26 protein-coding genes are annotated in these 22,613 nt (G+C 60.1%); 18 read left to right on the top strand and 8 right to left on the bottom strand.

Annotated elements, in window-relative coordinates; translation table 11 throughout:
- Window positions 1-6: 6 nt before the first annotated feature.
- Window positions 7-3,585, top strand: coding sequence for a pilus assembly protein (locus tag Aeroheme_RS17695; protein ID WP_411166296.1), 3,579 nt, complete (start codon window positions 7-9; stop codon window positions 3,583-3,585).
- Window positions 3,582-3,866, top strand: a complete 285-nt coding sequence (locus Aeroheme_RS17690; protein WP_411166295.1) for a TapY2 family type IVa secretion system protein — start codon at window positions 3,582-3,584, stop codon at window positions 3,864-3,866. The genes Aeroheme_RS17695 and Aeroheme_RS17690 overlap by 4 nt, the downstream gene beginning before the upstream one ends.
- 13 nt (window positions 3,867-3,879) lie before the next feature.
- On the opposite strand, the gene Aeroheme_RS17685 is transcribed toward Aeroheme_RS17690, so the two are convergent.
- Window positions 3,880-4,389, bottom strand: coding sequence for a GspH/FimT family pseudopilin (locus tag Aeroheme_RS17685; protein WP_289986588.1), 510 nt, complete (start codon window positions 4,387-4,389; stop codon window positions 3,880-3,882).
- A 138-nt stretch (window positions 4,390-4,527) separates the two neighbouring features.
- Here Aeroheme_RS17685 and Aeroheme_RS17680 point away from each other — a divergent pair, with 138 nt between their 5' ends.
- The 4 genes from Aeroheme_RS17680 to luxS all read left to right on the top strand — a co-directional run bounded on the left by Aeroheme_RS17680 (window position 4,528) and on the right by luxS (window position 7,680).
- Window positions 4,528-6,150: an NAD+ synthase gene (locus Aeroheme_RS17680; RefSeq protein ID WP_106884980.1), complete on the top strand. Its 1,623-nt coding sequence runs from the start codon at window positions 4,528-4,530 to the stop codon at window positions 6,148-6,150.
- 9 nt (window positions 6,151-6,159) lie between these two features.
- Window positions 6,160-6,498: a nitrogen regulatory protein P-II gene (gene glnB, locus Aeroheme_RS17675; protein ID WP_025325723.1), complete on the top strand. Its 339-nt coding sequence runs from the start codon at window positions 6,160-6,162 to the stop codon at window positions 6,496-6,498.
- A gap of 61 nt (window positions 6,499-6,559) precedes the next feature.
- A complete protein-coding gene (locus Aeroheme_RS17670) occupies window positions 6,560-7,153 on the top strand; it encodes a transglycosylase SLT domain-containing protein (protein WP_163149504.1) in 594 nt (197 codons plus the stop codon).
- Between the two features lie 17 nt (window positions 7,154-7,170).
- On the top strand, window positions 7,171-7,680 hold the full coding sequence (gene luxS, locus Aeroheme_RS17665; RefSeq protein ID WP_106884978.1) for an S-ribosylhomocysteine lyase: 510 nt from the start codon (window positions 7,171-7,173) through the stop codon (window positions 7,678-7,680).
- 60 nt (window positions 7,681-7,740) lie between these two features.
- Here the strand turns inward: luxS and Aeroheme_RS17660 are convergent, their stop codons facing one another.
- A complete protein-coding gene (locus tag Aeroheme_RS17660) occupies window positions 7,741-8,763 on the bottom strand; it encodes a GGDEF domain-containing protein (protein WP_162520008.1) in 1,023 nt (340 codons plus the stop codon).
- A 133-nt stretch (window positions 8,764-8,896) separates the two neighbouring features.
- Here Aeroheme_RS17660 and rnr point away from each other — a divergent pair, with 133 nt between their 5' ends.
- The 5 genes from rnr (at window position 8,897) to Aeroheme_RS17635 (ending at window position 14,029) form a co-directional block, all read left to right on the top strand.
- A complete protein-coding gene (gene rnr / locus Aeroheme_RS17655; RefSeq protein ID WP_106884977.1) occupies window positions 8,897-11,263 on the top strand; it encodes a ribonuclease R in 2,367 nt (788 codons plus the stop codon).
- Window positions 11,260-12,009, top strand: a complete 750-nt coding sequence (rlmB, locus tag Aeroheme_RS17650; protein ID WP_111913152.1) for a 23S rRNA (guanosine(2251)-2'-O)-methyltransferase RlmB — start codon at window positions 11,260-11,262, stop codon at window positions 12,007-12,009. Before rnr ends, rlmB begins: the two co-directional genes overlap by 4 nt.
- A gap of 7 nt (window positions 12,010-12,016) precedes the next feature.
- The gene (locus Aeroheme_RS17645) at window positions 12,017-12,586 is read left to right on the top strand and encodes a Crp/Fnr family transcriptional regulator (RefSeq protein WP_411166294.1); all 570 of its coding nucleotides are present in this window, start codon (window positions 12,017-12,019) and stop codon (window positions 12,584-12,586) included.
- A 56-nt stretch (window positions 12,587-12,642) separates the two neighbouring features.
- Entirely contained in the window at window positions 12,643-13,095 is a 453-nt protein-coding gene (locus Aeroheme_RS17640; RefSeq protein ID WP_290029335.1) for a GNAT family N-acetyltransferase, read from the top strand.
- Window positions 13,096-13,192: 97 nt separating this feature from the next.
- A complete protein-coding gene (locus tag Aeroheme_RS17635) occupies window positions 13,193-14,029 on the top strand; it encodes an EamA family transporter (RefSeq protein ID WP_368169226.1) in 837 nt (278 codons plus the stop codon).
- Between the two features lie 27 nt (window positions 14,030-14,056).
- Here Aeroheme_RS17635 and Aeroheme_RS17630 read toward each other — a convergent pair whose 3' ends face one another.
- Complete coding sequence (locus Aeroheme_RS17630; protein WP_411166293.1) at window positions 14,057-14,905, bottom strand: hypothetical protein; 849 nt, start codon at window positions 14,903-14,905, stop codon at window positions 14,057-14,059.
- Between the two features lie 113 nt (window positions 14,906-15,018).
- On the bottom strand, window positions 15,019-16,242 hold the full coding sequence (locus Aeroheme_RS17625; RefSeq protein WP_411166292.1) for an Nramp family divalent metal transporter: 1,224 nt from the start codon (window positions 16,240-16,242) through the stop codon (window positions 15,019-15,021).
- Between the two features lie 236 nt (window positions 16,243-16,478).
- On the opposite strand from Aeroheme_RS17625, the gene rpsF reads away from it, so the two are divergent.
- The 4 genes from rpsF (at window position 16,479) to Aeroheme_RS17605 (ending at window position 18,482) form a co-directional block, all read left to right on the top strand.
- On the top strand, window positions 16,479-16,865 hold the full coding sequence (rpsF, locus tag Aeroheme_RS17620) for a 30S ribosomal protein S6 (RefSeq protein WP_005331771.1): 387 nt from the start codon (window positions 16,479-16,481) through the stop codon (window positions 16,863-16,865).
- Window positions 16,866-16,897: 32 nt separating this feature from the next.
- On the top strand, window positions 16,898-17,128 hold the full coding sequence (gene rpsR / locus Aeroheme_RS17615; protein ID WP_005313392.1) for a 30S ribosomal protein S18: 231 nt from the start codon (window positions 16,898-16,900) through the stop codon (window positions 17,126-17,128).
- A 50-nt stretch (window positions 17,129-17,178) separates the two neighbouring features.
- The gene (rplI, locus tag Aeroheme_RS17610; RefSeq protein WP_005331773.1) at window positions 17,179-17,625 is read left to right on the top strand and encodes a 50S ribosomal protein L9; all 447 of its coding nucleotides are present in this window, start codon (window positions 17,179-17,181) and stop codon (window positions 17,623-17,625) included.
- Between the two features lie 113 nt (window positions 17,626-17,738).
- A complete protein-coding gene (locus tag Aeroheme_RS17605) occupies window positions 17,739-18,482 on the top strand; it encodes a ferredoxin--NADP reductase (protein WP_163156684.1) in 744 nt (247 codons plus the stop codon).
- A gap of 16 nt (window positions 18,483-18,498) precedes the next feature.
- Here the strand turns inward: Aeroheme_RS17605 and Aeroheme_RS17600 are convergent, their stop codons facing one another.
- The 3 genes from Aeroheme_RS17600 to Aeroheme_RS17590 all read right to left on the bottom strand — a co-directional run bounded on the left by Aeroheme_RS17600 (window position 18,499) and on the right by Aeroheme_RS17590 (window position 19,680).
- Window positions 18,499-18,696 carry a hypothetical protein gene (locus tag Aeroheme_RS17600; protein ID WP_163156682.1) on the bottom strand — a complete coding sequence of 66 codons (198 nt, stop codon included), beginning with the start codon at window positions 18,694-18,696 and terminating at the stop codon, window positions 18,499-18,501.
- A gap of 286 nt (window positions 18,697-18,982) precedes the next feature.
- The gene (locus Aeroheme_RS17595; RefSeq protein WP_411166291.1) at window positions 18,983-19,363 is read right to left on the bottom strand and encodes a hypothetical protein; all 381 of its coding nucleotides are present in this window, start codon (window positions 19,361-19,363) and stop codon (window positions 18,983-18,985) included.
- Window positions 19,364-19,389: 26 nt separating this feature from the next.
- Entirely contained in the window at window positions 19,390-19,680 is a 291-nt protein-coding gene (locus tag Aeroheme_RS17590) for a hypothetical protein (RefSeq protein WP_171275434.1), read from the bottom strand.
- A gap of 246 nt (window positions 19,681-19,926) precedes the next feature.
- Between Aeroheme_RS17590 and Aeroheme_RS17585 the strand changes: the two genes are divergently transcribed.
- Window positions 19,927-20,925 carry a Preprotein translocase subunit SecY gene (locus Aeroheme_RS17585; RefSeq protein WP_411166290.1) on the top strand — a complete coding sequence of 333 codons (999 nt, stop codon included), beginning with the start codon at window positions 19,927-19,929 and terminating at the stop codon, window positions 20,923-20,925.
- A 45-nt stretch (window positions 20,926-20,970) separates the two neighbouring features.
- Here the strand turns inward: Aeroheme_RS17585 and Aeroheme_RS17580 are convergent, their stop codons facing one another.
- Entirely contained in the window at window positions 20,971-21,138 is a 168-nt protein-coding gene (locus Aeroheme_RS17580) for a hypothetical protein (protein WP_162472074.1), read from the bottom strand.
- 56 nt (window positions 21,139-21,194) lie between these two features.
- Here Aeroheme_RS17580 and Aeroheme_RS17575 point away from each other — a divergent pair, with 56 nt between their 5' ends.
- Both Aeroheme_RS17575 and Aeroheme_RS17570 read left to right on the top strand, forming a co-directional pair.
- Window positions 21,195-22,169 (top strand): NADP-dependent oxidoreductase, encoded by a 975-nt coding sequence (locus tag Aeroheme_RS17575; protein ID WP_393935107.1) that lies wholly within the window; start codon window positions 21,195-21,197, stop codon window positions 22,167-22,169.
- Window positions 22,166-22,603: a YqaA family protein gene (locus tag Aeroheme_RS17570; RefSeq protein ID WP_106884967.1), complete on the top strand. Its 438-nt coding sequence runs from the start codon at window positions 22,166-22,168 to the stop codon at window positions 22,601-22,603. Before Aeroheme_RS17575 ends, Aeroheme_RS17570 begins: the two co-directional genes overlap by 4 nt.
- Window positions 22,604-22,613: the final 10 nt, after the last annotated feature.

Genomic DNA, 22,613 nt, shown 5'->3' with positions numbered 1-22,613 from the left:
AAGGATATGTGGTTACGACAACTGGGAGTAATTTTATGCTGGTGTAGCCTTGTATTGTCGGTGACCTCGACAAGGGCTGATGACACCGAGCTTTTTATTTATGATTTCAACAAGGCCGGTGACTTTCGCCCCAAGGTGCTGCTGATATTCGATAACTCCGGCAGTATGGCTGACACCATGGAGCAGATCAAAGAGGTCTATAACCCTGCTACCGTGTATCCTGCATTGAGCAATGATCCGGACTCTAACAATAGTAAAAAGTACATTTACTATTCAACCGATGGCAGTATTCCTGCTATTAACACCAGCAGGCGATTCTCCGACAAGCTGAATGCTTGTGCGACTTCAAAAACTCCATTGTCGAATATTGGTTATTTTCAGTCGCAAATGTGGAGTTATGAGGTTACGAATGGTAACCCACCAGGAAGAGGGCGGGGTGAATGGAATTCACTCAGCGGTGATCAAGAGAACAATATCAATCTGGTAGATTGCAAGCAGGATATTACAGCAAGCAACCCGGCCAACCCCTACAGCGGAAGCTGGACGGTTGGGGCTGGTTATCCAGTAGACAAGGACAGTAGTAGAAGCGGCGAGTGGTTTTATACGGCCAATAAAAATAATGCCGTCAATGCCAGTAATACTGCTGTGACCATTTATTCTGCCAATTATATTCGCTGGTATCATGGCCCAACCGGATACTCAGAGGAATCTCGACTCCGCATTGCCAAGGATGCAGTGAAAGGCTTGATATCATCCACACCTGGGGTGGACTTTGGTCTGGCGGTATTTAATAGAAACAATGACACTGATAATAATGGCGGGCGTATTGTCAGAGACATATTAGGCAGTGAGATTACACTGGCAAATGGCAAGACGGGGGAGCAGGATCTGTTGGATCGGGTCGAAGCCCTGACTGCCAGCACCAACACACCGTTATGTGAGACGTTGAGTGAGGCATATCAATTCTTTGGGGGCAAAAGCGTTGTGTATGGACTGCAAGGTAGCCCGAGAGATACTACAGCCGAGAGTCCGACTGGTACCTATGAGGCACCCTATGATAACTGCTCAAATAACGGTTATGTCATCTATATCACCGATGGCGAGCCGACCCAGGATACTTCTTCAGATACCCTTGTGCAGGAGCTAATCAAGACCCTGAGCACGGATGAAAAAGCGGCCTATGGGACTGTGGTTTCTTATGGTTCTGGAAGAAACAGAGAAAACAGCTATCTGGCTGCCTTGGCCGGTTATATGAAGCACAAGGATGTCAATGCTGTTTCACCAGGGACCCAGACTGTGACCACCTTTACTGTCGGATTTGGTGATGAGGCTATCTCGGGGGCGGGTAATCTGCTGGCGGAGACGGCCAGGCGGGGAGGTGGTGAGTACTACCCAGCGACCGATGCCTCAGCCTTGACCGATGCGCTAAAGGCCTCTTTGCTAGCGATCCTGCGCATCAATACCTCCTTGGTGTCACCTGCGATTGCCAGTAACAACTTTGACCGGACTCGCAGCCTTAACAATATCTATTACGCTATGTTTGAGCCGGATGACGGACCCAGATGGCGGGGCAATCTGAAGAAACTGGTATTTTCCCCGGACGGTTATGTTGCGGATAGTCGAGGGCTGCCCGCTATCAAGTTTGATGGCACCATCATCGACAGCGCCCAGACCTTCTGGTCATCAGGTCGTGATGGCAACAAGGTGGCTGAAGGTGGGGCACAAGAGATGCTGGCGGAAAAAAGCACCCGCAGTCTCTATGTCATCAATAATGCCCAGAGCCGGCTCGATGCGCTGACCAAGGCCAATCTGGTGACGCAGGCGGGCAGTGAGGCGGCGCTCATGACTTTCATGCAGGCAGGCAGTACGACAGAACTCGATTCCCTGATCGACTGGACCAAGGGGTTGGATGTCGACGACGAAGATTTTGATACATCAACCCTGATCCGCGCGCATATCATGGGCGATCCCCTGCACTCCCGGCCCCTGGTGCTGAACTATGGCCCGCAATCCGGTAATCCTGCCGATGCGCCTGATTTGCGGATCTTGTTTGGGACCAATGCGGGCTTCCTTCATATGTTCAAGGATATGGGCAGCACCATAGACGAGAGTTGGGCCGCCATCCCCTATGAGTTCTTGCCCAATCAGAGGGCATTGCGTATCAACGCCGAATCTGCGGATCATATTTATGGTGTTGACTCCTCTCCTGTCGCCCTCATCAAAGATGCCAATCGCAATGGGGTGTTGAAATCGTCCGAGAATGACTTCGTTTGGGTATTCACTGGATTGAGAAGCGGTGGAAAGGCCTATTACGCCTTTGATATCTCCAGCCCCAATACGCCGACGCTGAAATGGCGCCTGAACTCCCAAACGACGGGCTTCAGCGAGCTGGGTTTGACTTGGTCGGTGCCTGAGGTTGCCTTTGTGCCGGGGGTCACCACACCAGTCCTGATCTTTGCTGGCGGCTATGACGTGAACAAGAGTGCCCAGGGGCTGGGGGCGAATGACAGCACGGGGAGGGGGATCTATATCGTCAACGCCGAGACAGGGGCCTTGGTGTTCAGTGCGACCCCGGCAGCCACCTCAACCACCAATCTCCAGGTAACGGGGATGGCTGACAGCATGCCTGGCTCGGTGGCGACTCTGGATAGCGATGGTGATGGCAAGACTGACCGCATCTATGCAGGGGATACCGGAGGTAATATCTGGCGGATGGATCTCCCGAATGCCACCAAATCAGATTGGCGGGTATTCAAATTTGCCAGTCTGGGATCTGACAGCACTCAGGCCGCCGATCGCCGCTTCTTTACGCAACCTATAGTGGTGCGCACCATCAACAAGGAAGTGACACGTACAGTGGTGGGGGGGAATACTGTCTATTCCTACCAGGATCGCCCCTTTGATGCTGTGCTGATCGGCAGTGGTGATCGCAATCGGCCCTCCTCGGAAGCGACAGTCCGCAATGGTTATTTCATGTTGCGTGACTATGACGTCATGCCCCGTGCAACTACTGCGCAGGCCAGAGATCCCATCCTGATTACCGATCTCTATGACGTGACCTCAGACCCCCTGTCGGCACAGACGACCAGTGATGATGTTCTGGCGACCAAGGCGGGAATCACCACCGCCAAAGGTTGGGTCAACTGGTTGAACGAACCCGGCGAGAAGTCCATGGGGGCGGGTGTGGTGTTGCAGGGCAAACTTTACTTCACCTCGTTCCTGCCGCAGGTGCAGTCCTTCCAGCAATGCACCATTCAGTCTATAGGTGCGGCGCGCCAGTACATGGTGGACATGCACTATGGCAGCTCCTTCCGTTATGTGGTCGATCTCGATGGCAATGAAACGCCGGAACGCTACGTGGAAGTGCAAAACAAGGTGGCGGATGATCTGGTGGTGCATGCAGGGGATGATGCCAAGGTCCGTATCATTGGAGGAGGTGTTGGGGAGGAGGTGATTCTCAAGGACGAGGGTGACGGTGAGCCGGAGCGCTGTACTGGTGCCGGGGAGTGCAACCAGGGCGCGGAAGAGGCGGAAATGGACATGTCGCCCAAGAAAATTTACCTGTATGAAGGAGAGGCGCAATGAAACCACTGAGCACGGTGTTGGCCCTGAGCCTGTTGTTATCGGGAGCGGCGCTGGCGGAGGACATGAAGTGTTACGCCGAGCTGGCGAATGGACAGCGAGTCGTGTTGCATGGTCCTGTGACGGATACTTCTCCTCAGGCTGTACACGAGAAATTCAAGAAGAGAGGGTATGAGGTCGATGGGGCAGTACAGTCGGTGAAGACACTGCTGGAGTGCCGCCCGCTGGGGGAGAAGTTTCAGTCAAAAGAGGGACAGCAGCAGGACGCCAGCCAGTTACGCTAGTGAGCCGACATTTTTAGGGGCAGACGTTGGCCTGGGTTGACTGGCTGGAGCGCCCCGATTGGGCAATGACCAAGTTGACTTGGGCATTGCCTGAGCGGCAGAGGCTGATAGTGGCATTACTGCCGAGGCTGGTGCCATCCGGGCTGAAGGTGGTGGAAATCCGGTTATTGGAGATTGTCAGTGTTCCGGCAAATGCAGTGGTTCTGGCCAGAAATTGATCGCTGTTATTCAGGATGTTGTCTGCCGGAGCATCATTATCGACGAATACAAGCAATTGAGTCGGGTTGGCAGTGACGCAGTTGTCGCTGGCATTGGCCAGGCAGGCGGTGACTGATTGCTGGTTGTCGATGGCTTGACTGCGGGCAAAGCGCAGGTATTTCAGGAGCGTGCGTGATTCAAATCGCAAGCTGTTCTCGCTGAGCAGACTCGACATGGCCGGTGCCCCAATCCCGAGCAAGATGACCCCGAGACTGACCGCTATCATCAGTTCCAGCAGAGTGAATCCTTTCACATCCTTGATCATGGCAAATATCTCCCTCGATTAGTTACATCTTATCTCCAGACAGCCAGAACACCAGCGCAAAGGCCAAGTGTTGAGCTGGCACAGCCAGCCCCTTTTCTTTATCATTCCCCATCATTTTCGAATTCAAGATGCATCGCCATGGCAAAAGCCCTCTCTCTGATGCTTGCCCAGTTAAATCTGACGGTAGGCGCTATCGAAGATAACTGTGACAAGGTGCTGGCTGCCGCCGCAGAGGCCGACCAGCAAGGAGCCGATCTGCTGGTCTGCTCCGAGCTGGCGCTGACCGGCTACCCGCCTGAAGATCTGCTGCTGCGCAGCGATCTGATGATCCGTGTGGAGGCGGCCCTGGCTCGTGTCGCGGCCTGGCAGGGTCGTTGCGCCATTCTGGTGGGCCACCCCTGGCGTGAAGGAGAGGCGCTCTACAACGCAGCTTCCCTCTATGAGCAGGGCAAGCTCATCGCCCGCTACTTCAAGCAGGATCTGCCCAACTACGGGGTGTTCGACGAGAAGCGTTACTTCACCGCGGCGAGCGATACCTGCGTAGTGTCGTTCCGTGGCCACCAGTTGGGGCTGCTTATCTGCGAAGATCTGTGGCAACCGGGCCCGGCACTCGCGGCAAAGGCGGCCGGTGCCGAGCTGCTGCTCACCATCAATGCCTCCCCTTATGATCAGGAGAAACCCTGGATCCGCCGCGAGCTGATGGCCGAGCGCTGCGAGCAGACCGGTTTGCCACTGGTTTACCTCAATCAGGTCTGTGGTCAGGATGAACTGATCTTCGATGGTTGCTCCAAGGTGTTCAACGGTCAGAGCGAGCTGACTCACAAGCTGGCTCCCTTTGCCGAAGAGCTTGCTCTGGTGCGCTTTGTCGACGGCCAGCCGCTGAAAGAGCGGGAACCCGCAGCGCCACTGGAGCCCCTAGCCGAGACCTATCAGGCGCTGGTGCTGGCGGTGCATGACTACGTCACCAAGAACGGCTTCCAGGGGGCTGTGCTGGGCCTCTCCGGTGGCATCGACTCCGCCCTGACGCTCGCCATCGCGGCCGATGCCATAGGTGCGGACAAGGTGCAGGCGGTGATGATGCCGTTCCGCTACACAGCCCAGATGAGCGTGGAAGATGCCAAGGAACAGGCAGAGCGGATGGGGGTCGAGTTCAACATCATCTCCATCGAGCCCATGTTCGAAGGTTTCATGACCCAGCTGGCGCCGCTGTTCGAGGGAACCGCCCGGGATACCACCGAAGAGAACCTGCAGGCCCGCTGCCGTGGCGTGCTCTTGATGGCACTCTCCAACAAGCGTCGCCGCATCGTATTGACCACCGGCAACAAGAGCGAGATGGCGGTCGGCTATGCCACCCTGTATGGTGACATGGCGGGCGGCTTTGACGTGCTCAAGGACGTACCCAAGACGCTGGTCTTCAAGCTGTGCGAATATCGCAACTCGGTCGACTACGTGATCCCGCAGCGGGTCATCGATCGTCCCCCTTCGGCAGAGCTGGCACCGGATCAGGTGGATCAGGACAGCCTGCCTCCCTACGACATTCTGGACGCCATCCTCAAGCGCTATGTGGAAGAAGACGCCTCGGTCGCCGACATGGTGGCGGAGGGCTTCGAAGAAGCCGTGGTGCGCAAGGTGATCCGTCTGGTGGATCTCAACGAGTACAAGCGCCGTCAGGCTGCCGTCGGGCCCCGCATCACGGCTCGCAACTTTGGTAAGGATCGCCGCTACCCCATTACGTCCGGGTTCGGTAAACAGAACTGGTAAGGAGTCACCATGAAGAAGATTGAAGCCATCATCAAACCGTTCAAGCTGGACGATGTGCGCGAAGCCCTGGCCGAGATCGGCATCAACGGCATGACGGTATCCGAAGTCAAAGGCTTCGGGCGCCAGAAGGGCCACACCGAGCTCTACCGCGGTGCCGAGTACATGGTCGACTTCCTGCCCAAGGTGAAAGTAGAGCTGGTGGTGCAGGACGAAGAGCTCGATGCCTGCCTGGAAGCGATCCAGAACACTGCTCGCACCGGCAAGATCGGTGATGGCAAGATCTTCGTCTGCGAGGTGGAGCGGGTGATCCGCATCCGTACCGGCGAAGAGAACGAAGACGCGATTTGATGTGATGGATGTGCCTCGAAACGACCAAGAACACGACGATGTAACCCCCTTGATCTCCGGGATGCGTCTCGTGGTGGCGGCAGGCCTGCTGATGGCACTGACGGCTTGCAGCTCCCGGCCACCGGCCCAGCCGGAAAACCTGTGCCAGATCTTTCGGGAGAAGCCGGAGTGGCACAAGGCGGCACTCAAGATGAACGAGAAGTGGGGGACCCCGGTGCACGTGGTGATGGCCATGATGTATCAGGAGTCCTCCTTCGTGCACGATGCCCAGCCGCCGATGCAATACTTCCTCTTCATCCCGACCGGGCGTGCCAGCTCTGCCTATGGCTACGCCCAGGTCAAGGATGAGACTTGGGATGATTACCAGCGTGAGACCGGCAACGGCTGGAGCGATCGCGACGACTTCGCCGACGCCATCGATTTCATGGGCTGGTACACTAACAAGGCGCAGCGGCTCAACGGCACCTCCAAGTGGGATGCCTATGGCCAGTATCTCAACTATCACGAAGGCTGGGGTGGCTACCGGCGTGGCAGCTACCGCAGCAAAGGGTGGCTGATGAAGGTCTCCCGCAAGGTGGAGGCCCGTGCCCAACGCTACGGCGCCCAGTATCGACAATGCAAGGATCGGCTCCCCAGCGGGGGCTGGTTCTCGTAACCAATCAGGAGTCAGAAATGCCATTATTGGACAGTTTTACCGTCGACCATACCCGCATGGCAGCCCCGGCAGTCCGGGTGGCCAAGACCATGCAGACCCCGAGCAAGGACACCATTACCGTGTTCGATCTGCGCTTCTGCGTGCCGAACCAGGAGATCCTCTCCGAGCGCGGCATCCACACCCTCGAGCATCTGTTTGCTGGTTTCATGCGTGATCACCTGAACGGCAACGGGGTCGAAATTATCGACATCTCCCCCATGGGCTGCCGTACCGGCTTCTACATGAGCCTGATCGGCGCGCCGGACGAGGCTCGCGTGGGTGCGGCCTGGCAGGCTGCCATGAGCGATGTGCTGACAGTGCAGGAGCAGGGGAAGATCCCCGAGCTGAACGAATACCAGTGCGGTACCTACAGCATGCACTCCCTGGAAGAGGCCCATGCCATCGCCCGCCACGTGCTGGAGCGCGGCATCGGCGTCAACCACAACGATGAGCTGGCGCTGCCGGAAGAGAAGCTGAAAAGCCTCTGAGCCGACGCGGTAAAGTTGAAAAGGCCGGTCATTGACCGGCCTTTTTTGTGTCTGATGTGCTCAGGAGGGGAGCGGCATCACCCGGTTGCGACCGAGCTCCTTGGCCTTGTAGAGCAGCTTGTCGGTGCGCTCTATCAGGGCGTCCGCCGTCTCCTGGCCATTGTATTCCCCCACACCGAAGGAGGCGGTGATGTGATCGATGCGCCGGCCCGATTTGCGATCCAGCAGCGACATCCGCTCTATGACCCGGCGCAGGCTCTCCGCCATCTGGCGGGTCAGTGCCAGAGCCCGGCCCGGCACCAGCAGGGCAAACTCTTCCCCCCCGAGCCGATAGGCAGTGATACCCTCCTTGCTGACTTCCCGCAGCCGCTTGCCGACGATGCGCAGCACCTGATCCCCCAGCAGGTGGCCATATTCGTCGTTGAAATTCTTGAAACGATCGATGTCGGTCATGATCAACGAGAAGGGCTGCTTGTTGCGGATCAGGCTGTCCATCTCCAGATCGAAGGCGCGGCGGTTGAGCAGGGAGGTGAGCGCGTCCTCGGTGGCCATCTTGCGCGTCTCGTTCAGCGCCGCCTTTAGCTCCTTGATCTCCTTCTCGGCGCTGCTGAGCTGGTTGCGAAAGTGCAGGGTGGACATGCGCACGTCCCGCGACTCGCGTACCAGCTCCCGCAAGATGGCCATGGTGTCGTCCAGGCTCAGCCCCTCGTCATCGATGAGGCTCAGCTTGTCGAAGCTCTTGTCGAGCATCGCCTGGAACTGGCCAGTGTCGACCAGCGCATCCTGCATGGAGTGGCCGAGCTCGTTGGCCATGGCGACCAGATTGAGCTTCATCGTCTCCATCTGCTGTTCGTCCTGGCTGGCCAGATGCTGGTGATAGAGACGCTCACAGGTGGTGAGGGAGAAGGTACCCTGCAGTTTTATGGCGTGATCGACGGCGTTGTTCAGCTCGGGCATGGCGCCGGAGACGTAGTTGTACCAGAGGTGGTAATTGTTCGGGGTGGTGGGGATTTGATACTTGATCATCAGGGGGACCGCCTGTTTCAAATAGGCGGCCGATTGGGCGAACGAGTCCTTGCTCATGAGTTCCGAGTCTCACATACCTGCAAACTTTGCCCAGTATGACAGAGAGATTGGGCAAAAGGCAGTCGATGGATGCCATTAGCTCCCCCCTTCGATATAATGTCTGCGTTACTACCTACCCTAAGGCCTGCTTATGTCTCAAAAAGATCCTTTCCTCCAACGCGAGGCCGAAAAATACGATAACCCCATCGCCAGCCGCGAGATGCTGCTGGAGCTTATCCGTGGTCATGAGAAACCCATGTCCCGGGAGGAGTTGGCCAAGGTCCTCAAGCTGACCGACGAAGAGCCGTTGGAAGCCTTGCGCCGTCGTCTGCGCGCCATGGAGCGCGATGGGCAACTGGTATTCACTCGCAACCAATGTTACGCCCTGCCGGATCGTCTGAATCTGGTGAAAGGCTATGTGCTCGGCCACAAAGATGGATTCGGTTTTCTGCGCCCCGAGGGTGGTGGATCGGATCTCTTCCTGAACAACCGCGAGATGCAGCGGCTGATGCACGGCGACTACGTGCTGGTGCAGCCCACCGAGATCGACCGCAAGGGTCGTCAGGAAGCGCGTCTGGTACGCCTGCTCAAGGCCCGCGAGGCTGACATCGTCGGCCGCTACTTCGTCGAGAACGGGGTTGGCTTCGTGGTGCCGGATGATAGCCGCATCGGTCAGGACATCATCATCCCGGAAGGGGAGAACAAGGGTGCCCGCCAGAGCCAGGTGGTGGTCGTTCGCATCACCCAGCGCGCCACCTCCCGCATCAATGCGGTCGGTACAGTGCTGGACGTGCTGGGCGAGAACATGGCACCGGGCATGGAAATTGAAATTGCCCTGCGCACCCACGGCATCCCGCACACTTGGCCGGAAGAGGTGACCAAGGAGGTTGCCGGTCTGGGCGAGCAGGTGCCGGAGAAGGCCAAAGAGGGTCGCATCGATCTGCGCGCCCTGCCGCTGGTCACCATAGACGGGGAAGATGCCCGCGACTTCGATGACGCCGTCTTCTGTGAAGCCAAGCGCGGTGGCGGCTGGCGCCTGTGGGTAGCCATCGCGGACGTCTCCGCCTATGTGAAGCCCGGTACGGCGCTGGATGCCGAAGCCTATCAGCGCGGCAACTCCGTCTACTTCCCCGAGTTCGTGGTGCCCATGCTGCCGGAGGTGCTCTCCAACGGCCTCTGCTCCCTGAACCCGCAGGTTGACCGCCTCTGCATGGTGTGCGAGATGACCATCTCCGCCGCCGGCCGCATGTCCGGTTACAAGTTCTACGAAGCCGTGATGAACTCCCACGCCCGCATGACCTACAGCAAGGTGGCGGGGATCCTGGATGGCGAGCCCAAGCTGCGTCAGCAGTACGAGCCGCTGGTGGGTCACATCGAGGAGCTCAACAACCTCTACAAGGCGCTCAAGCACGCCCGTCACCAGCGTGGCGCCGTGGAGTTCGAGAGCGAAGAGACCCGCTTCATCTTCAACGCCCAGCGCAAGATCGACCAGATAGTGCCGCTGGTGCGCAACGATGCCCACAAGATCATCGAAGAGTGCATGATCCAGGCGAACGTGGCCGCGGCCCGTTACATCGAGAAGAACGAAGCCTCTGCCCTGTTCCGGGTGCACGACCGCCCAGGCGAAGAGCGTCTGACCGGTTTCCGTGACTTCCTGGCCGAACTGGGTCTGGAGCTCAAGGGTGGCCTCGAGCCAGAGCCGAAAGACTTTGCCGAGCTGGCCGCCAAGTTTGAAGGGCGCCCGGATGCGGAGCTGCTCTCCACCATGCTGCTGCGCTCCATGCGCCAGGCGGTCTATCAGGCCGACAACATAGGTCACTTCGGTCTGGCCCTGAAGTCCTATGCGCACTTCACCTCGCCGATCCGTCGTTACCCCGACCTCATTCTGCACCGCGCTATCAAGTACCAGACGGCCAAGGAGCAGCAGGGCAACCTGCGCCACAAGTGGACGCCAAGCGGTGGTTACCACTACCAGCTGGAAGAAGTGGATCCCATGGGCGAGCACTGCTCCATGACAGAGCGCCGTGCCGACGATGCGACCCGCGACGTGGCCGACTGGCTCAAGTGCGAGTACATGCTGGATCACGTGGGTGACGACTTCGACGGCGTCATCGCCAGCGTCACCGGCTTTGGCTTCTTCGTGCGCCTGGCGGATATCCACATCGACGGTCTGGTGCACGTCAGTACCCTCACCAACGACTACTACCAGTTTGATCCCCTGCACATGCAGCTGATCGGCGAGAACTTCCGCCGTCGCTACCGTCTGGGTGACAAGGTGCGTGTCAAGGTGATGGGCGTGAACCTGGACGATCGCAAGATCGACTTCGTGATGGTGGAAGCGCCGCTGACCGGCAAGGATGGCAAAGAGGTGGTGCGCAAGCCCGCCAAGGGTGGTCAACGTCACGATAAACGCAAAGAGAGCAAGGATAGCGGCAAATCCGACAAGGGTGGCCGTGCCAAGCCCAGCAACAGACGACCGAGCAAGAAGGCTCGCGACAAGACCAAGAGCACTAAATGAGTACAGAACTGATCTACGGCATTCACGCTGTATCCGCGCTGCTTGAGCGCACCCCGGAGCGTTTCATCGAGGTATGGGCCCTCAAGGGCCGTGATGACGACCGGCTGCAACCCTTGCTGACCGAGCTGGAATCCCTCGGCATCAAGGTGCAGAGCGTGAACCGCAAGACGCTCGATGATAAAGCCGAGGGCAACAATCACCAGGGCATCATGGCCAAGGTGATAGAGGCGCCCAAGCTGGCCGAGCACGACCTGGCCAGCCTGCTGGACAGCCTGGCCGATCAAAAGGCCCAGCCTTTCCTGCTGGTGCTCGATGGGGTGACTGACCCGCACAACCTCGGCGCCTGCCTGCGCAGCGCCGATGCGGCCGGGGTCCATGCGGTGATAGTGCCGCGGGACAAGGCCACCGGCCTGACCTCCATAGTGCGCAAGGTCGCCTGTGGCGCCGCCGAAGTGGTGCCGCTCATTCAGGTCACCAACCTGGCGCGCACCCTGCGCGAGTTGCAGGAGCGCGGTGTCTGGATCGTCGGCACCGCCGGCGAGGCGGATCACGACCTCTATCAGGCCAAGCTGACCGGCCCCATGGCGCTGGTGATGGGCGCCGAAGGCAAGGGGATGCGTCGCCTGACCCGCGAACATTGCGACGAACTGGTGAGCATCCCGATGGCGGGGGCCGTATCCAGCCTCAACGTCTCGGTGGCGAGTGGCGTCTGCCTGTTCGAAGCCGTGCGTCAGCGCCGCAGCTAACGCCGTGATGACGGACAGACCTCCCTTTTGTTGGGATAGGGTCACAGATGAGCAGGAGGCCATGCGCCTCCTCTCTTTTGTCCGGCCCTTGCGGCTGGCCCCAAAAACCTGTCTCTGGCATGCCGGTGACAACCCGGATCTGCTGGTCAGGGTGGAGCAGGGGTTGCTGCGGGCCAAGGTGGTGCTGGCGGATGGGCGTGAGTACATCAAGGAGTTCTACTGGGAGGGGGATGAGTTTCTCGACTTCCATCACCTGCTCAGTGGTGAACCCGCCCGCTACAGCGTGGAGGCGCTGGAGCCCTGCCGGTTGCAGCTGTTCCAGCTGGCCGACCTGCGCCAGCTCTCCTGCTGGTCCGCCTGGTATCAGCACCTGCTGGCGGTGCAGCTGCGTATCAAGGAGGAGAAGGAGTTGCTGCTGTTGACCGAGAGCCCCCAGGCCCGCTACCAGCACTTCCTGCAGTGCTTCCCGGCCCTGGATGCCAGGGTGCCGGATCACCAGATCGCCGCCTATCTGGGGATCACCCCTATCAGCTTGAGCCGCATTCGCAAACGGCTTAAAAGTCTTAACCAAGGTTAATGCCGCCCTGGCGGTGCTCACCTATGCTGGCGGGCCTAACCGATAAGGAGTCGCCGATGAACTGGATCCTGAAACCCTGGTCTGAACTGACCACGGACGAGTTGTACGAGTTGCTGGCCCTGCGGGCCGAGGTGTTCGTGGTGGAGCAGAGCTGCCCCTTCCAGGATCTGGACGGGCTGGATCGCCGCGAAGGAGTCTGGCATCTGCAGGGCTATGAGGGAGAGCATCTGGCGGCCTATGCCAGGATCATGGCCCCCGGCATCGGCGACGACAATGGCGCCGCCATAGGCCGGGTGGTCACCTCCCCCCAGTCGAGAGGGGGCGGTCTGGGTCACAGCTTGATCGGCGAGGCGGTGACCGCCTGCACGGCCCGCTGGCCGGCGCACAGCATCTGGCTCGGTGCCCAGGCTCACCTGCAGGGCTTCTATGGCCAGCACGGTTTCGTGGCGGAAGGGGAGGGCTATCTCGAAGACGACATCCCTCATATGGGGATGCGCAAAGCCCCCTGAGTTGATGGCAAGTCCAGGGAGCCTTCATGAGCTGGCTCCCATATTGCTGCGACGCAAACGGGTATGATCTCACACCCTTGTTGATTGGAACCCCGTCGTGACTCTCTCCATCTTCGCGGCCATCTTGCTGGCCGCCTTGTTGCACGCCCTCTGGAATGCGCTGGCCAAGCGCCAGGCCGAGGGGCGTGTCAGCGTGCTGCTGGTCTCCCTCTGCTCCGGCCTCTTCTCCCTGCCTTTCCTGCCGCTGGTAGGGTGGCCGGCCCAAGTCGAATATCCCTGGTTGGCGCTTTCCATCCTGTTGCACTGCGGTTATTGCCTCTTTCTCGGCCGAGCCTACCGCTTGGGGGAGTTTGGCCAGATCTATCCGCTGGCCCGTGGCAGCGCCCCTCTGGTGACACTGCTGCTCGGTGCCTTGCTGCTGGGGGAGGTGCCCGGTGTCGTGGCTGTGGTGGGGGCCATGGTGCTGGTGGGCGGAGTCTTGTTGATGGCCTGGCGTGGCGGCATCAGGCTGGCGCCTGCGGCCCTGTGCGCCGTGCTGATCACTGCGCTGTTTACCGCCGCCTATACCCTGTCTGACGGGGTCGGGGCCCGCTCTGCGGGGGAGCCGATACGCTACACCCTCTGGCTCTTTACCCTGACGGCCCTGGTGATGCCGCTGCTGATGAGATGGCAGAGCCGCACCGCCTTGCGCAGCCTGACCCGGGCAGAGTGGTATTCAGGCGCCCTGGGAGGAGCCCTCTCGCTGCTCGCCTATGGCATCGTCATCTGGGCCATGACCCGGGCCCCCATCGGGCTGGTGGCGGCGCTGCGCGAGAGCAGCGTGCTGTTTGCCGTGCTGCTCTCCTGGCTCTGGCTGGGGGAGCGGCTGGGGCGGGTCAGGCTGATGGCGGCCTTGGTGATCCTCTGCGGCATACTGTTGATCCGGCTCGGCTGATGAGGCGAAGCCGGGTCGGCCGTTGATTCAGGGGGTGACTTCGGAGAGCAGGCTGAACCCCTCCTCTGCGGTGACGAGCCGCACCCTGACCTGACCCAGCTCCGCCAGAGTGCTGGCATGGGTGCCTCCACAGGGGATGGTCAGCTCTTGCCCTTCCAGGGTGCAGTGCCAGTAACGAGAATCGATGATGGCCTCACCTGCTCGCGAGCGGCGGATCTCGCCCCCCGCAGCCAGCCAGTCGGCGAGTTGCAGGTTGACCTTTGCTTCTATCAGCGCCAAATCCGCCAGCAGTGCCTCGCCGTTGACCCCCTTCTTGCGCAGGCTCTTGCCGATGCGGTATTGCTCCCGAGAGCCCATGGGCTCGACGCGCGAGCTCTGGATGGCGAGGCGGTCGAAGTCGGGCTGATCCAGCGCGTCGCGCTCGCTCACCTCCTTGCGCCAGTAAGGAACGAGCGCCCGGTTAAGGGCCAGCGCCACCAGATGGCAGCCGCTGTGGCCCAGGCTCAAGACATGGCGGGCATCCTTGTCCACCTGCAGTTCCACCCGGCTGCCAAGGGTCAGGGGGTGGCCGCCTGCCAGGGGATGTACCACTACGAAGGCCCAGCCCTCGGCGCCCCGCTTGACCGGAATATCCTGATCCACGAACAGCCTTCCTTCCGGGCTGATGGCCCCCATCCGGCAGGGGCCCACGGCCGCCTCGCCACCATCCCAGCGCACAGTGCCCACATCGCCCGGCTGATCGGGCCAGAGGTGGCTCTGGGGGTGGAAGGGGGTGAGGTCGGTGACCAGCAGGCTGGGTTGCCCCTGATCGTGATAGACGACGTTGGCCTGTTCCTGATGATGGCCCAGCACGAAGCTGACTCGGGTATGTTCCATGGCAAGGCTCCCGCAACGAGAAAAAGAGAAGAGAAAGCGGCAGCATACGCCAAAGCGGGGACCGGCTCATTAACCTCTGTTAACGAGCCGGTCCCAAGATGGCGGAGTGAGCACTAGATCATGGTGACCAGCAGATAGGCGTTGAGGCCGATCACCAGGGCGACTATGAGGCGACCGACTGCCTGGGTCAGTGGATGGTTGCGATGCTCTCCCATCAGGGTGCGATCGCCGGTCAGGATCAGCAGCGGAATCAGTGCCAGCGCTATGCCAAAGCTCAGAATGACCTGGCTCAGCACCAGGATCTCGGTGGTGTTGAGCCCCATGGCGATCACCACGAAGGCGGGGGCCATGGTGATGGCCCGGCGCAGCCAGAGCGGTATGGTGAAGCGCACGAAGCCCTGCATCACCACCTGGCCTGCCAGGGTCCCGACCACTGTGGAGCTGATGCCGGACGCGACCAGGGAGAGGCCGAACAGGGTGGCGGCAGCCTGACCCAGCAAGGGAGTGAGTGTCTGGTAGGCCGTTTCCAGCTCAGCCACCTGCTGGTGGCCCGAGTCGTGGAAGGCCGCGGCGGCCATGGCCATCATGGCCAGGTTGACGAAGCCGGCTATGGTCATGGCGATGGCCACATCGACTCGGGTGCTGTGCAGCCGCTGGGAAAGGGTTCCCTGATCCTGGGTGTGCTGGGTCAGCGCCGAGTGGAGGTAGATGACGTGGGGCATCACTGTCGCCCCCAGCACGCCGGCGGCAAGATAGACAGCATCGCCGTTGGGCAGGCCGGGGAAGAGTGCCCCTTCCAGCAGACTCGGCAGATGGGGGCGCGAGAAGATCAGCTCGACTATGTAGGCGGCGGCCACGAACAGTAGCAGACCGCCCACCACGAATTCCAGCGGCTTCTGGCCGCGGGATTGCAGTATGAGAATGCCCCAGGTGACCACGGCCGTGATGCAGGCCCCTTCCAGCAGGGTCACCCCGAACAGCAGCTTGAAGCCCACCGCAGCGCCAATGAACTCGGCGAGATCCGTGGCCATGGCGATGATCTCCGCCTGTACCCAGTAGGCCCAGACCGCCGGTTTGGGCAGGCGGTCGCGGATGTGCTCCGCCAGGTTCTTGCCGGTGACTATGCCGAGCTTGGCGGAGAGGGTCTGCACTACCATGGCCATCAGGTTGGCCCAGACCACCACCCACAGCAGTTGATAACCGAAGGTGGATCCGGCCTGGATGTTGGTGGCGAAGTTGCCAGGATCTATATAGCCGATGGCGGCGATGAAGGCGGGGCCAAGCAGGGTCAGCTTGAATTTGCGGGCCGGGATGGCCGTGGTCAATGCGGGTTGCATGGTGTCACCCTCCATAAGAGTATGGAGATAGCATAGATCTAAATGATAATTGTTATCAATTGAAGTTTTGCATCAGGGTCATCGACAAAAACATCTGTCGACGCCAGTTGCAGTGGGAGATGTGATTTCGTACAATACGCCGCCCTAGAAAGCAGCGTCTAAACACCACTATGTTCCTTGCCTCCGAGGTCTGGCTGCACCTGGGCGGAGGCTGAATTAATCCGTAAGGAGCTAAAATGCGTCATTACGAAATCGTCTTCATGGTTCATCCGGACCAGAGCGAGCAAGTACCTGGCATGATCGAGCGTTACACCGGCGCTATCACCACCGCTGGTGGCACCATTCATCGCCTGGAAGATTGGGGCCGTCGTCAACTGGCTTACCCGATCGACAAGCTGCACAAGGCTCACTATGTTCTGATGAACGTAGAAGCTGAGCAGGCCGTTATCGACGAACTGGAAACCAACTTCCGCTTCAACGATGCCGTTATCCGCAACATGATCATGCGCACCAAGCACGCCGTGACTGAAGTTTCTCCGATGGCCAAGGCCAAGGAAGAGCGCTTCACCCGTCGTGACGACGAGCGCCGCGAAGATGCTGTTGAAGCGTCTTCCGAAGAGTAATTCTTAGATCACCGCATTAGAGGATAAAGGCCATGGCACGTTATTTCCGTCGTCGTAAGTTCTGCCGCTTCACCGCCGAGAACGTTACCGAGATCGACTACAAAGATATCGTTACTCTGAAAAACTACGTCACTGAATCTGGCAAGATCGTACCGAGCCGTATCACCGGTACCCGCGCCAAGTATCAGCGTCAGCTGGCACGCGCCATCAAGCGTGCTCGTTACCTGGCTCTGCTGCCGTACACCGATCTGCACAACAAGTAAGAATCGGTCCGGCACTTAAGCCTAACTCAACTTTATATAGAGGAAAGGTAATGCAAGTTATCCTGCTCGACAAAATCGCCAAACTGGGCGGTCTGGGTGATCAAGTCGCTGTTAAAGCTGGCTACGCCCGTAACTATCTGATCCCGCAAGGCAAAGCCGTTATGGCTACCAAGGCCAACATCGAGACCTTCGATGCTCGCCGTGCTGAACTGGAAGCCAAGCTGGCTGCCGGTAAAGCTGCCGCTGAAGAGCGCGCTGCCAAGCTGGGTGAACTGGCTGCCGTTGTCATCGCCTCCAAGTCTGGCGACGAAGGCAAGCTGTTCGGTTCCATCGGTACCCGTGACGTGGCTGAAGCCATCACTGCTGCCGGCGTCGCCGTTGCCAAGAGCGAAGTCCGTATGGGCAACGTTCTGCGTAACACCGGCGAGTACGAAGTTGTTGTTCAGCTGCACGCTGACGTCAAGGCAACCGTACAGATCCAGGTTGTTGCTCTGTAATAGCGATTCGCTTTGCAGAAAAAACCCGCGCACATGCGCGGGTTTTTTTCTTTTTGAATCAAGAGGGGATCAAGGGGTAGAGTGAGGTTCTGTTCTTTTGGAGGAGAACCTTTATGGCAGCCTGGGTCGAAGGTCGGGTACTCGAGCGCATCGAGTGGACGCCCACCCTGTTTTCCTTGCGCATAGCGGCGGATCTCGCCCCCTACAAGGCGGGGCAATTTACCAAGCTGGCCCTGCAACGGGGCGAGCAGCGGATCCAGCGCGCCTATTCCTTCGTCAATCCCCCCTCAGCCCCCTATCACGAATTCTATCTGGTGGAGATCCCGGACGGCGAACTGACTCCCGCCCTCGGAGCCTTGCAATTGGGAGATACCTTGCTGGTTCAGTCCCAGGCCACGGGTTTCCTGACCCTGGACGAGCTCCCGCCGGGACGGGATCTCTGGCTGCTCTCCACCGGCACGGCCATAGGTCCCTTCCTCGCCATGCTGGCGGAGGGGGAGGCATTCGAGCGTTTCGAGAATCTGGTGCTGGTACAGGGGGTGCGCAAGGGGGAGGAGCTCACCTATCAGGGCCTGATTACCAGCCTGGTCGAGCAGTATGGGCCCCGTTTTCACTATGTGCCCTTCGTCAGCCGCGAACCCTGGCCCGGTGCGCTGCCTGGTCGGATCCCGGCGGCCATCGCCAGCGGCGAGCTGCAGGCCAGGGTCGGGCTCGCCTTCTCGGCCGAGCATAGCCAGGTGATGATCTGCGGCAACCCCGCCATGGTGAAGGAGACGCAGCTAACCCTGCTGGATCTGGGTCTTGCCAAGAACCTGCGCCGGGCCCCCGGCAACATCAGCGTGGAAAATTACTGGTAGACGCCAGCAGGGGCGGTCAGCGGCCGACCTTGTCACCGTCGCGTTTGCCAGAGCTCTCGGTGCAGGCGTTATTGCCCTGTGGCGGCCGTCTCGCTCCCTGTGCTTCCTGGCGGGCACCGGGATCCTGGGCGGCGCTGCGCCGGGCAAGAGGGGCTTCAAATGCGGCGCCGCTGTTCAGTAACCGGGCGAGCAGATGGGAGATGGTATTGCGCATGATGGCCTCGATGACGGCTGGAGGAGAGGCAGTCTATCGCCGCCAGCCTTAACCGGGGCGGAACAGGATCCTGGCATCATCGTTGTGAATATTGTCAGGAATGGGCGGTGAACGTTCGTGAAATGGCCTGGTTCATACTTTTTTGCCAAGGGTATCAAGGTGTTCCATTGAGCCTGGGTTGGCAGAATGGCAGTTGCCTGTTCCCGGGGCTCGTGAGCCGAGCGTAGGATATGGCGGCCACCGCCTGCACAGGTGGCCGCATTCAGGGGCCGGGGCCCCTGAACCATCACTTGTTTTTGCCTTTCCCGTTTCCCTTGTCCTTGCTCTTCCCGTTGCCGTGATTGTCCCAGTCGTCCTTGTCGTGGCCCTTGCCCGGGTTGTTGCCGCTGTGGATGCTGCGGTTGTAGTGGTCGCGATACTTGCCATCCATGTTGTCACAATTGAGCTTGATGCGGCTGCTGCGGGTGCTGACATCCAGGCAGTTGTCCTGCCACCAGCCATACTCCTTGTCGTCCCAATCCAGGCTGATCTGGCCTCGATCGGTGGAGATCTTGACGTCGTCGTTGTTCTTGGAGGGAGGGGCCGCAAAGGCGACGCCCTGGGCCATCAGCAGAGCGCACAGCAGGGTGCTCCTGTGCATGATGGCACTGCGCTTGAAGTGGGTCATATCAGAGATGCTCCTGGGGGGACGGGTTACTCTTCCTGGCTGGTCGGGATCTGGTTGCTGCTGGGGGGCTGGTTGCGGAGCGCCTCATCATCCAGATTGAGCTTCACGCCCTTGCAATCGGGTGAGGTCTCCTCACCGACCCCCAGATCCAGACAGCCGGTCTGCGACCAGTCAAATTGCGTGTCATTCCAGTCCAGTTTGAAGGTGAGCTCGTCAACGGAGAAAGTTTGATTCCCCTGCTCCTGAGCCTGGACCGATGAGGTGGAGGTGCCGGCAACCAGAAGAAGGGAGAGCAGCAGCTTAGTCGTTCTGTTCATGATGGCCTCGGATAATGGCAATAGGGAGTCAGTGTAGCGCGCCGGGCTGAACCCGGGCACAACGAAACATGCCCTTCAAGTCTGAGGTGGATTGTAGCGGTTTTCTGCTGCCGATTTGTCCGTTTTGGTCGCACTATGGACAGCTGGTTATCCATATGAAGGAATTCAGGTATTTGCCCTTCTCTCCGACCGCCTGCTGACTATAATCGGCAGCCAACTTTTCCTGCACGGCACTCCCTCTTCATCATGACCACACAGGCTCCTGCCGCATTGCGCTATCCCAAGGGCTGGTTCGCACTGACCACGGTGTACAGTTTTACCGGGTTGGCCATTCTGGCCTCCATCGTCTTCTCCCTGCTGCTGTTTCTCTCCATCGACGACAACCCGCTGATGAAATGGCTGTTTGGCGGCCTGGCCATCATCTTCGAGCTGGGCAAGTTCTATGTCTGGTATGAATACGGCGAGTGCAAGGCGCGCCGCGATATCGGCGGTGCCTTCTGGTCGCTGCTGTTTTACAGCGTGCTGGCCGCCATCTCCATAGGTGGCAGCATAGGCGGCATCAACAGCGCCACCAACACCATACTGAGCCAGCAGGCACGCCACGAGCGGGAGATTGCCCGTTTCGACGAGCAGATCGCCAGCATAGAGCGGCAGATCCAGCTCAACGAGGAGGCTGCGCGCAAGTACATAGAGATGGCGCGTATCTCCAGCGGCGTGAGCGGATTGCAGCAGGCCAACACCCGGCTCAGGCTGAAGCAGGATGAGCTGCGCCAGGAGCGCGACGCCAAGCCTGTCAATGAGCAGTCCTCCATGCTGGGGCTGATGAGCAGCCTGGCGGATGGGGTGGGCATGAGCATCAGCCAGGTGCAGTTCCTGCTGGTCTGCTTCCTCTCGGTCTTGCTGGATGCGTTCGGTGCCTTTTTCGTCAGCCTGATCGGCGAGGAGAACCGCTTCCGCCGTCAATGGCAGTGGCTGCGGGCGCGAGAGCAGGCCGAAGCGCGCCAGATCGAATCAGCCGTCGCCACTCCCATGGTGGTGAGCAGACCCGAGCCCGCACCGGCCGTGGTGGCCCAGGTGCGCAGCGCGCTGGAGAGCGGCGAGCTCAAGTGCAGCAAGCGCAAGGTGGCAGAGGCCCTCTCCCTGTCGCTGGAAGAGGTGGACCGTGTGTTCCACCATCTGCTGGCAGAGGGGGTGCTGGGGCAGGGCAGCAATCGCCACTATCACCTCAGTTCACAGGCGGGTTGAGATCCGGGCCACCTCAGGGTGGCCTTTTTGTTGCCGCAGGCGGCGTCAGTGGGTGAGCACCATCATCAGGCTGAAGAAGGCGGCGAGCCCCCCACCTATGCCGATGATCCAGTAAAACCCCTTGGCCCCCTGCTTGAGCGGGATGCGGAAGTAGAGCAGAAACGCCCACCACCCCAGGGCCAGCAACAGAGGAATAAGAAACATTCGAGCCATGGTGTCCTCGCTGTTATTCTGTTGATCCTTGATCAATCAACAGGATGGATTGTGCAATGACGCAGCTACAGATTACCGCATTCGGCGACCCCTCGGTACTTCGGCTCAACCCCTCCCTCGACAAGGTGCCCGCCGAGGGGGAAGTCCGGGTGCGCATCTGCTTTGCGGGGGTCAACCCCATAGATGCCAAGACCCGGGCCGGCCTCGGCTGGGCGGCGGCCCAGAACAAGGACAAGCTGCCCTGGACCCCGGGTTATGACGTCTCCGGCGTGGTGGAGAAGGTCGGCCCCAATGTCACCACCCTGGTGGAAGGGGATAAGGTGTGCGGCATGGTGGGCTTTCCCCTGACGGCCGGTGGCTATGCGGAGTCTGTGGTGGCGCGCGAAGACGAGCTGGTCAAGCTCGACGGGGTCAGCCTCAAGCAAGGGGCGGCACTGCCGCTGGCGGGCCTCACCGCCTGGCAGGGACTGTTCGAGCATGGAGCCCTCAAGGGCGGTCAGCGGGTGCTGATCCTGGCCGGTGCCGGTGGCGTGGGCCATCTGGCGGTGCAGTTTGCCGCCGCCTACGGGACCCAGGTGGTGGTCACGGCAGGGCCTGACAACCACAGCTTCCTGCACGGGCTCGGGGCCAGCCAGATGGTGGATTACCACGACGCTGACTGGCCTTCACAGGTGGTGGCCGGCGGCCCGGTGGATCTGGTGCTGGATCTGGTGGGAGGCGAGAGCGGCAAGGCGGCGCTGGCCTGCGTCAAACCGGGTGGCCGCCTGGTGACTGTGCCCACCATCACGGCCCAGCAGATCAAGGAGGCGGGGGCCGAGGCGGGCATTGAGGTGCTCGGCATGCTGGTGCACCCCGATCAGAAGCAACTGACCCAGGTGCTGATGCTGCTGCGTCAGGGGGATGTGCATATCACCATCTCCGGCGAGTACCCGCTGGGGGAAGGGGCGCTGGCCCATCAGGCCATCGAGGGCGGCCATGTGCGGGGCAAGCTGCTGCTGCGCATGCCTGCCGCCGACGGCCAGCCCGGATGAACGACATTGCCGAGATGGGGCTGGGCTGGCTGTTTCTGAGCGCCTTCACCTCGGCCACCCTGCTGCCCGGCAGCTCGGAAGTGCTGCTGGGGGCCATGGCCACCCGGGGAGAGTGGAGCATGGCCAGTCTGCTGCTCTGGGCGACGCTGGGCAACACCCTGGGCTCCATGACCACCTGGTGGCTCGGCCGACTCGCCACATCGAAGAAAAAACCGGAAGATTTTCAAGGCCGTGGGGAACAAAAGGCGCTCACCTGGCTCAAACAACATGGTCACTGGTGCCTGCTGCTCGCCTGGACGCCGGTGATCGGCGATGGCCTCTGCCTGCTGGCCGGTTGGCTTCGCTTCTCCTTCTGGCGCTCTCTCATCCTGATCGGGCTCGGCAAATTGTTTCGTTATGCCCTGGTGTTTCTGCTGGCCAGCCAGATCTTCTAGCCCATTTTTG

Source organism: Aeromonas sp. DSM 116730 (assembly GCF_046581335.1).
Lineage (GTDB): Bacteria > Pseudomonadota > Gammaproteobacteria > Enterobacterales > Aeromonadaceae > Aeromonas > Aeromonas rivipollensis.
The sequence above is the reverse complement of the archived record's forward strand: the minus strand, read 5'-3'. Positions and strand labels throughout refer to the sequence as shown.